Consider the following 8,684-nt stretch of genomic DNA (forward strand, 5'->3'; position numbering starts at 1 on the left):
GCTGCGGCGCCTAGCGGCTTAAATGTCGCTATGACGCGCGGCTTGGGCGGCTCGGCTCTGAATTTTAGCGCGCTTGGCTAGTTATAGTTTGCTCGGCGTTTTAAGGCGCTCTCGGGCTCATCGCGGTTCGTTTAGGTTTATAGGTACAGCGCGTCTTGGCGTGAAATTTTAAAATTTCATCCTTAAGGCGGCGCTTTTAAATTTGAGCCTTTGGGGAGTGCGGCTTAAAATTTTGGTTTGCAATTTTAGGCTTGAAATTTTAGTACTGAAATTTCGTGTGAAATTTTTGAGTTTAAAATTTTGGCTTTGAAATTTCGTCTTGAAATTTCATTTTAAAATTTAAAACTCGCGATTTGAAGCGAAATTTTATAGAGTAGAATTTACCGCGCAAAATTTTAAGCGGTAGAACTCCGTGCCGCAAAGCGGAATCTTGACGGATGAGCTTCCGATACGCCGCGAAATTTCATCCGGCTGGATTTCGTCTTGCACCTAAAATTTAAGGCGAGCGAAATTTTAAGAGTCAAAATTTCAAAGGGCGACATTTCATCCGGCTGGATTTTAAAGTCAAAAATTCCGAGGATGAAATTTTAGATAGCAAAATTTAAAGCGGTCGAAATTATACAAATTCCTCCCGATAAAATTTGCTAAGAGGCGAGATTTCAATTCTATAAAATTTAAAATTATCGCGCCGCAGAGATTTGTGGAAGCGAGCTTGAAATTTTATAGAATTTAAATGCGAAACGAGGGGAAGCGATGGTAACGAAGCAGAATGTGCCTGCAAATTTATACGATCTGGATATGGAGCGCGCGATCTTAAGCTCGCTTTTGCAAAACGAGGACGCATACGGCGAGCTGAGCGAGATAATCTCGGTCGGCGATTTTTTCTACAAGCCGCACGCCGACATCTACGAGGCGATCGTCAAGTGCTCCTCGCACAACGAGCCGATCGCGCCGAGCTTCGTTAAAAAATGGCTAGCTGAGCGCTACGACGATGGCGCATTTACCGAGGTCGTAGCCACCAGCGGCGTGGTCGATGCCCCAAAATACGCGCTTGAGCTGCGCGAAAAATCGATCAAGCGCTCGCTAATCAAGGTCGCGCACGAGATCCCTTCGATGGTAAACGAAGCCGTGCGCAGCAAAGACACCGCCGATAAAATCAGCTCTAAAATTTACGAGCTCATCGACGAGGAGCGCCACGGCGGCATCAAAAAATCACACGAGATTATCGCTGACGTAGTAGAGGAGCTCAAGCGCCAAAAGGCGCTCGCAGGCTCGGAGCTCGTGGGGTTGGATACGGGCTTTCGCTTCCTAAACGACTGCACGAAGGGGCTAAAGCCGGGCGAGCTTATCATCATTGCCGCACGCCCCGGCATGGGCAAGACTGCTTTTGCGCTAAATTTGATGATGAAAACGCTGCAAAGCGGCAAAGGCGTCGTATTTTTCTCGCTCGAGATGCCCTCCGTGCAGCTAATGTATCGCATACTAAGCGCTCTTAGCTCGATCCCGCTAAGCGACATAATGAGCGCCAAGCTTAGCGACGACGACTGGACGCGCTTCAACGACGCTTGCGACGCGGTGCTGAATATGCCGCTTTTCGTCTATGACAGCGGCTACGTGAACATCCACCAAGTCCGCACCCAGCTGCGCAAACTCAAATCCGCGGACGCCAATATCGAGCTTTGCGTGATCGATTACATCGGACTTATGACGAGCACGAGTAACTACTCCGAGCGCCACCTGCAAATCGCCGAAATTTCGCGCGGGCTCAAGCTTTTGGCGCGCGAGCTAAACATCCCGATCATCGCGCTATCGCAACTAAACCGCTCACTTGAGGCGCGCTCGAACAAACGCCCGATGCTAAGCGATCTGCGCGAAAGCGGCGCGATCGAGCAGGATGCGGACATCATACTTTTCGTCTATCGCGACGAGGTTTATAAAGAGCAGATGGAGCGCGAGCGCATTTCGAGGCTGGAGGCCGAGGGCAAGGACGCGGGCGAGCCCGTGTTTAGGCGCAACGACTATCAGGAAAAAGCTGAAATCATCGTCGGTAAAAACCGCTCGGGCGAGGCGGGCAGGACGATCGAGGTGGGCTTTCAGGGCAGATTTACCCGCTTCGTCGATACGAGCTTCGGCGGCGAGCCCAGCGAGAGCGCGATCTTTAACGAAAACGACAATCTCGACTACGTCTCGCAGCTGCAAGATCAGGGCTTTGAGGAGCCTACTGCGGCGCGCCTCGATACCCCGCATCAGGATGCAGCGCAGAATTTACAGCAAAATTTAACGCAGAATTTTAATGAAGCTCAAAATTTTAACGAAGCGCAAAATAGCGGCGTAAATTTAAATACAAGCTACGCTAGCGCTCGAACCCCCGGAGTAAATATCGATTTTGATGAGATGCCTAGCTTTGGCGAAAGCAGTGAGCAGGACGGCGAGGAGATAGACGGCGAGTCTAAGCTTAGCGCGGAACAGGACTTGTCAGAAGTGCGTCGCGCGGCACAGGACGCACCGCAGAAGCAAGAATTTAAGGGGCAAAATTTAGATGATATAATAGCTGGCAGCATCTCGCCCAAAACAGAGGGCGTACATAAAAATTTAGCAGGCACTCCGCAGGGCGTAAAAGGCACATCTCGGGGCGCAAAAGGCGCGCAGCAAGGTGCAGAGGGCGCATCGCAAGAGGCAAATAACGCACGACAAGAGAACTCTGTGTATTTTGGAAGCGGCGAGGGCGATGAGCCGCCTTTTGAGCCGCAGGAGCCGCAAGAGGACGAGGCTAAATTTAAACCCGCGCCGCCTTTAAATATCGAAGATATGGGCATTCCAAAGATCAATGAGGCAAACAGGCTCGATGACGACGACGCGCCGCTGGATCTGTGAAATAGCGCTTAGGCTAGCGCTGATCGTTAGCGTTTTTTGCTTCGCACTTTACGCGCAGGATTTCAGTGACGCGGGCTTTTGCGCGCTGGCGGCGTTTTGGGCTTATGCGCTATTTCGGGTACTATTTAGCTTTTTTTACGAGGCGAAGCAGCGCGCCAATGCAGCGCTATTTCGCAGCAGCGGGACTTTGATTAAAATTTTTAGAGGCAGGCTCATAAGCGGGGTTTTAGCCTTCGCGGGCGCGATCCTCTTAAGCGCCACTTTGGCGCTAGGCATAGCGGATCTGCGCGGCGCGGAGCTATTCGTGACGCTCGCGGCGCTGCCTGCAGCTCTTGCTCTGATGCGCCTAGCGGTGCTGAAGCTCAGCCTAAAAGAGATTAAAAATCCTAGAATTTTATCGCTCAAACTTAGCATTTTGCTACTCGCCGCGCTTGCCGTCGCGGTAAATTTCGCTCTAAATTTAGCCTATTTGCGGCTCGCGGACGGCGTAGATACTACCGCGCACTTTCAAAATTCCGCGATAAATTTTACTCCGCCCGCCCGCACCGCCGCATCCGCCGAAGACTTCGCGAGGAATAAGGTTTCCGTGCCCGTAGGAAATTTTGCAACAGATAATTCTGCTAAATCAGCTAAAAATTCCGCTGCGAACAACGCCGCCATAGTTGTGCGAAATTCCGAGACGAGCAATGCCGTCAAGCCCGCAGCGGGTGCTGCCAAAAATCCTACCGCTTCGCCCGCAAATTTTAAAGCGGGCTCCGTCAGAGGGGTGCAGGTCTCGGCTGAAAATTCTAAGGCAGATCCCGTCGCTACGCCGCAGACCTTCGCTAAAAATTCTACGAAAAGCTACGCCGCAGCGCAAAATTTAAATTTAGCTCCAACTCCCGCCACGCCGAACGCATCCGCCGATAATTCGGCTGAAAAGTCCGCGACAAGCTCCGCATCAATCCCTGAAATTTTTGAAATTTTAAAATCTACCGCGCCGCAAGCGCACTTCAAATCCGCTCTGCTAAATGAAATTTACGCTTTGAAATTTTACAAAAACGCGCTGTTTGATCTGGCGCTGTCGCAGAGCCCTAGCGCGCTAAAAATCGCTCTTTTGTTTCTGATCTGCGCGGGAGATTTCCTCTTTTACTGCGCGATCTTGCATCTTTGTGCCTTCGTGCTTTTTATGCCGCGAGCCACGTCCGTGCCCAAAATAGGGCGCTTTAGCGGCACGATCTTTGCGCTTGCCTACGTCACGCTGTGTTTGATCTGTGCCGCGCAGACGCGCACGGCAGGCAGCGGAGCCGAAGGTGCACATCCTAAAAGCGCGGTCGAGACGGGCGTGCAGATCGTGCTGCAAAGCGGCGAGCGGCTGATCTTAAGCGCGCGCGAGGCGGACGTTCTAAGAGGCGAACTAAATGCCACGCGCTTTGCCGCAGAGGCAAACGCTGCGTCCGCGCTGAATAGCTACATCGACGCCGTTTACGACGAGGGCGCGAGGCTTAGCGCGCAGAAAATGGCGGATTTCAATTATTCGTTTCTGAGCGATTATCTGGTGCTGTGGCACGGCGTGTGGGACGATGACGCGGGGGCGTATCTGAATGAGAAATTTGCGGGCTTTGTGAGCGAAAGCTTTCCGAAGGATTTCGGCGAAAATATCGCTAAAATCGCTGCGGCAAACGTCAAAGATTATGAGAGCTCGCTAAATTTTACGCTCAAAAAATACGGCGCGAAAATCGATCTTAACGTCACGCAAAGCTTCAGCCTAAAAAGCAAGGCGTATCGCGCGAGCGGGACGGGGCTAGGGGCGCTGGGCGGCGTGCTGGGCGCAAAGCTGATAAGCAAGAGTCTCGCTAAAACTGCGGCTAAAACGGGCGCGAAGACCCTTACCAAAGCGGGCGCCAGCGCAACAAGCGGTAGTGCGGGGCTCGTATGCGGCCCGGGCGCGGTGGTGTGCGTGCCTGCGTTTGCCGTGGCTACGTGGTTCGGGCTGGATTTTGCGTTTGCCAAGGGCGACGAGGCGCTCAATCGAGAGGAGTTTGAAGCTGCGATCGTGCGCGATATGATGGCGGCGAAAGAGGAGTTAAAGCGCGCGTTGGCGCAGGATTTCAACGCGACGATAGACGAAATTTCGAGTGAAATTTTAAATTTAGACGGGAAGTAGGACGGTGGATTATGCCCGCGCAACTTAGATCCGTTGCGAGCGAAATTTAGCGGTGGATTATGGAGTTTTCGTGCGTAGCGGGCGGCATGCATCAAAATGGGCGGCTCGGTAGTAGTTCAGTAGGTACGAAGCGGTAGTGAAACTGGTGGCAAAAAATAGGCGGCACAAAACGACAGTGTGGCGGGTGCGCAATAAGCAGCGCTGCGGGTTTTTAAATTTATAAAATTTTATCCTACACGAAATGCGGCGCGATTTAGACCCGTTGCGAGTAAAATTTAGCGGCGGATTGAGGAATTTGCGTGCGCGAGGCTTGCGCGACAGCGGCTAAATTTTAAAATTTCATCTAAGCGCAGGCGGGTGGGATTACGGCGCACTTATCGCGCCGCCGCACCCTTTAAATTTAAGAGCCAGCTAAAAATTTTTAAATATAATCGCCGCTTAAAATAAGGAGTGCTAATGAAAAAATTCTATCTTAAAATTTCGTTATTTGCGTTTATAATGGCATTTGTATCGATCCCTGCTGCGGCACAATCGTCTTTAACAGGTTTAATAAAGTTAGAAGATTTGAGGAGCGAAGAGCAAAGAGCGCTTTTGAAATCCTGCGATTACGGTGACGGAAAATATAGTTCGTGCAATAAACTCGTTGAAATTTTATCTAAAGAGTGCGATGGCGGTGATAATTGTGGTTATAAATCCAAAGAGTTTTTGAACTTCTTCAAAGGTTGCTGTTTCATCCGCAACTTGATATTCTCCTTGATGTACTCCTGATATTTCTGTCATTCTGCGTGCGAGTTCTGGTCCTAAAGTCGGAGTAAGACTTGTATCATTTACACGAAAGACAACATTAGAGATTTCATCCATATTAAAATTAACAGCAACAGATGTATTGGTTGTAATTGGCAAACCTCCGATACCAAACATCTTTGCAGTTTTAGCCTCAGAACTTGTGTATACTCCGATAACTCGATAATGAAAGTTATTAACTGAGATTATCTGATTAAGAGCTGCCTGTGGTGAGTCAAAAAGACTGTTAGCCAGTTCTTCATCAAGTAAGATCACACTTGCAAAATCTCTGTAATCTTGTTCTCTTAGACTCCTACCAGCGATTATTTCATTTTCAGTGGCAGTCATATAAGTCATATTACCACCTGTTAAACTAGCCTGCTCAACTTTTTTATCTTTATAAGTCAGAGTAACATTTATACTATTCGTCACAAAGTAACTATCTACACCCTTTAGTTTAGCGGCTTCCTTAACCCATGCTTCCTGTGTCTTGGGTGGGACAACATAAGCTGTATCCTCTCTACCAGATAGTGTTAGAGAAGACTGTTTTTGGGTAAAAGAGCCGTCCTTACTTTTAATAGGCGAGAAAAAGACCTGAATATTTTTCTGAGATTTAGTCATATTTTTATTGACCTGACGAGACATAGAGTCTCCCAGAGCCATGATGACAACTACTGAAGATACTCCTATAATAATCCCAATCATCGTCAAAAATGAACGCATCTTGTGTGCCATAATCGATGAAAAGGCAAATTTCAGATTTTCCATCTTAATGCCCCTCCCCTTCTAAATGCCCACTATCAGATGCAATAGCCCCATCACGAATTACAATCTGACGTTTTGCATAAGCTGCAATCTCAGGCTCATGCGTGACCATAATAATGGTCCTTCCTTCTTCATTTAACTCCACCAAAAGTTCCATGATTTGGCTTCCTGTCCTTGTATCCAAAGCTCCAGTTGGTTCATCTGCCAGGATAATCGAAGGATTGTTGACAAGGGCACGTGCAATAGCTACCCGTTGTTTTTGTCCACCAGATAATTCCGAAGGCAAGTGGTGACTTCTATCAGTCAAATCTACCTTTTTCAAATAGGTCTCTGCCAATTTACGGCGTTTGGAAGCTGAAACTCCAGCATATATTAAAGGCAATTCAACATTCTGAAGGGCATCTAGTTTGGACAAAAGAAAGAATTGTTGAAAGACAAAACCAATCTCTTGATTACGGACTTTGGCCAACTGTTTTTCATCTAATCGAGCCACTTCCTGCCCCTCTAAGTAATACTCACCACTAGTTGGAGTGTCCAACATTCCAATAGTATTCATTAGAGTAGATTTTCCCGAACCTGATGGTCCCATAATGGCAACAAACTCTCCCTCATTCACTTCCAAGTTGATATTTTTCAAAACCTGCAGTTCCTGATCTCCATTTCGATAACTCCTACAGATATTTTTTAGACTAATTAGTTTCTTCATCAGCCTTCACCTCTTTTCCTTCTTCCAAGGAAGTTGTTGGATTACTGATGACTTTAGCCCCATTTGTCAAACCAGAAGTGATTTCTTGGTTTTCTGCGTCAGCATTTCCTAAGCTAACTTCGATTTTCTTAGCCTTATTCTCTTCGTCAACAACCCAGACATAGTTTTTACCTTCTTCTTCTACGATGCTGGTTAATGGTACGAGAAGAGATGTACTGTCGCTTTTAACTTCTACACTAACAGAAAATCCTTGTTTTAACTCACCAATATCACTCGTAATTTCAATAGTGTATGGATATTTAGAGCCGACATTAGATGCACCTGTACCATTACTTCCATCAGCACCATTCTTTGAATAAGTTGCGATATAGTTGATCTTCCCTGTCCACGTTTTATCTGGGTATACTTTGGATGTGAAGGTCACTTCTTGTCCAACTGAAAGCTTGGCAAGGTTGTACTCTGACAGTTCACCTTTTACTTGCAAATTATCATTGCTCACTACATGGATCATGACCTTGCCATTACCTGCAGAAGATTTGGAGAGATCGCGATTTACCTCTACAACTGTTCCTTCTATTGTACTTAGGATAGTTGTAGCATCTAATTGAGCCTTTGCTTTTTTAACTTGTGCTTCTGCATCTGCGCGGTTATCACAAGCATCCTTAATCTGAGAATCAAGGGAAGATACTGTGCTAGCATCTGAACCACCATATTCTTCATAATAAGTCAAGGCCTTACTTCGTGATTCCCTCAATTCATTGATTTGACGATCAATCTTTGCTACTGCACGATTGGCAGCATCGTATGCTGCCTGAGCATCAGAACTATTGTATTTTACTAACGCTTGTCCTCCACGCACCTTGTCTCCAACAGAGACTAAAATTTCTTCAATCTCACCCATACTTGCATCAAAGTATACATACTGTTCATTTTTTACAGTAACAGTACCAGATAAGAGAATAGATGAGGCAACCGTTCCTTCTTTGGCAACAACCAAATGAGAGGGGGCATCTTTAACAGCAGCCTGAGAAGGTTGTCTAAAAAGTAAAATCCCCATAGCCCCGACAATAACAACACTTGCAGTTCCAATAGATGTGTAAAATTGCCATTTTTTTCTTTTCGTATTTTTCTTCATCCCAAAACACCTTTCATATTTTCCATTAAAGACCATTATATCAAATTTATCCACTCTGAACAATGATTGTACCGTGAGAAAAGAGAAGCATTCCAAAACTCACTTTCAGCTTCTTTCTGGTACATCAATTGTACTAGTTACACAATACATCTTATTTCCATATTTAGCAAGTAATTTCAACTTTTTACTTATGCCGTAGCAGATTTTTGCATTCAAAAAGTAAAAACGATAGAATATGACTATCAAAGCTATAAGGAGTTTTCTATGAGAGAATA

General features: G+C 46.8%; 5 protein-coding genes. 2 read left to right on the plus strand and 3 right to left on the minus strand.

Annotated elements, in window-relative coordinates; translation table 11 throughout:
* The first annotated feature begins 753 nt into the window (after positions 1-753).
* Positions 754-2,874: a replicative DNA helicase gene (locus Q0537_RS02845; RefSeq protein ID WP_299224948.1), complete on the plus strand. Its 2,121-nt coding sequence runs from the start codon at positions 754-756 to the stop codon at positions 2,872-2,874.
* A complete protein-coding gene (locus Q0537_RS02850) occupies positions 2,828-5,020 on the plus strand; it encodes a hypothetical protein (RefSeq protein WP_299224950.1) in 2,193 nt (730 codons plus the stop codon). Before Q0537_RS02845 ends, Q0537_RS02850 begins: the two co-directional genes overlap by 47 nt.
* A 651-nt stretch (positions 5,021-5,671) precedes the next feature.
* Here Q0537_RS02850 and Q0537_RS02855 read toward each other — a convergent pair.
* Genes Q0537_RS02855 through Q0537_RS02865 form a run of 3 tightly spaced genes read right to left on the minus strand, consistent with a single transcriptional unit; the run spans position 5,672 to position 8,409 of the window.
* Complete coding sequence (locus Q0537_RS02855; RefSeq protein ID WP_299224952.1) at positions 5,672-6,571, minus strand: ABC transporter permease; 900 nt, start codon at positions 6,569-6,571, stop codon at positions 5,672-5,674.
* Position 6,572: 1 nt separating this feature from the next.
* A complete protein-coding gene (locus Q0537_RS02860; RefSeq protein ID WP_299224954.1) occupies positions 6,573-7,274 on the minus strand; it encodes an ABC transporter ATP-binding protein in 702 nt (233 codons plus the stop codon).
* Positions 7,258-8,409: an efflux RND transporter periplasmic adaptor subunit gene (locus Q0537_RS02865; RefSeq protein WP_299224956.1), complete on the minus strand. Its 1,152-nt coding sequence runs from the start codon at positions 8,407-8,409 to the stop codon at positions 7,258-7,260. The genes Q0537_RS02860 and Q0537_RS02865 overlap by 17 nt, the downstream gene beginning before the upstream one ends.
* Positions 8,410-8,684 lie beyond the last annotated feature (275 nt).

This window comes from uncultured Campylobacter sp. (assembly GCF_938017775.1).
In the GTDB taxonomy this organism is placed as follows: domain Bacteria; phylum Campylobacterota; class Campylobacteria; order Campylobacterales; family Campylobacteraceae; genus Campylobacter_B.

What these genes read in the sequence shown, in the direction of transcription:
- Q0537_RS02845 (WP_299224948.1), top strand. Translation starts at nt 754, where the DNA reads ATGGTAACGAAGCAGAATGTGCCTGCAAATTTATACGATCTGGATATG.
- Q0537_RS02850 (WP_299224950.1), top strand. Translation starts at nt 2,828, where the DNA reads ATGAGGCAAACAGGCTCGATGACGACGACGCGCCGCTGGATCTGTGAA.
- Q0537_RS02855 (WP_299224952.1), bottom strand. Translation starts at nt 6,571, where the DNA reads ATGGAAAATCTGAAATTTGCCTTTTCATCGATTATGGCACACAAGATG.
- Q0537_RS02860 (WP_299224954.1), bottom strand. Translation starts at nt 7,274, where the DNA reads ATGAAGAAACTAATTAGTCTAAAAAATATCTGTAGGAGTTATCGAAAT.
- Q0537_RS02865 (WP_299224956.1), bottom strand. Translation starts at nt 8,409, where the DNA reads ATGAAGAAAAATACGAAAAGAAAAAAATGGCAATTTTACACATCTATT.